Origin of the sequence: Streptomyces noursei, from assembly GCF_001646665.1 — a bacterium.
GTDB lineage: Bacteria > Actinomycetota > Actinomycetes > Streptomycetales > Streptomycetaceae > Streptomyces > Streptomyces lavendulocolor.
The window spans coordinates 605-1,215 of record NZ_LWBU01000389.1; the positions used below are offsets into that span (position 1 = coordinate 605).

The following is a 611-nucleotide window of genomic DNA, read 5'->3' on the forward strand; positions in this document are numbered from 1 at the left end:
CGGGGGCGCCGCCGAGGACGTCGACGCAGAGGCCGGAGTCGTCGGCGATGGCGGGCAGGCCGGTGGCCCTGGCGAGGGTGTGCGCCTTGAGCAGGGCGTTCTGCGCGAAGGTGACGCCGGTTTCCTTGACGTCGGGGATCTCGGGGTAGGCGTCCGCGCCGACGAGTTCGTGGTCGAGTCCTGCGTCGGCGAGGATCGCGTGCAGTTCGGTGATCTTCCCTGCGTTGCGGGTGGCGAGGATCAGGCGGGTCATGCCCCCAGTATCTACGGGGTGCAGACCTTGCCGATCTCGGTGGCGGCGTCGGTGACGGGCTTGATGTCGGGTGTGGCGTCGCCGTCCCTGACGGCGGTGCGGACGCTTTCGACACCCTTGCCGAGGTCGTCGACGGCCTTGGACAGGTCGGCGTTGTCCGTCTTGTCCTTGAGGCTGTCGAGCTCCCTGTCGATCTCGTCGAGGGACTCGTTGAGACGGGTGGGGTCGTCGGTGGCGGTCGAGACGGCCCGGCCCAGCTTGTCGACGCTGGTGGCGATGGCGTCGGCCGCCTGGACGCAGTCCATGGCCTTGTCGAGTGCGCCGCAGCCGGTCGCGGCGGTCAGGGCGAGTACGGCGG

The 611-nt window shown here is 70.0% G+C and carries 2 protein-coding genes; both read right to left on the reverse strand.

All coding sequences use genetic code 11. The features are described 5' to 3' along the window. A partial coding sequence (locus A4V12_RS39305; protein ID WP_350498034.1) for a non-canonical purine NTP pyrophosphatase occupies positions 1-253 on the reverse strand: 253 nt, incomplete at its 3' end. A gap of 11 nt (positions 254-264) precedes the next feature. After that, positions 265-611, reverse strand: a 347-nt coding sequence (locus A4V12_RS31960) for a hypothetical protein (protein WP_064072989.1), incomplete at its 5' end; no start/stop codon positions are given.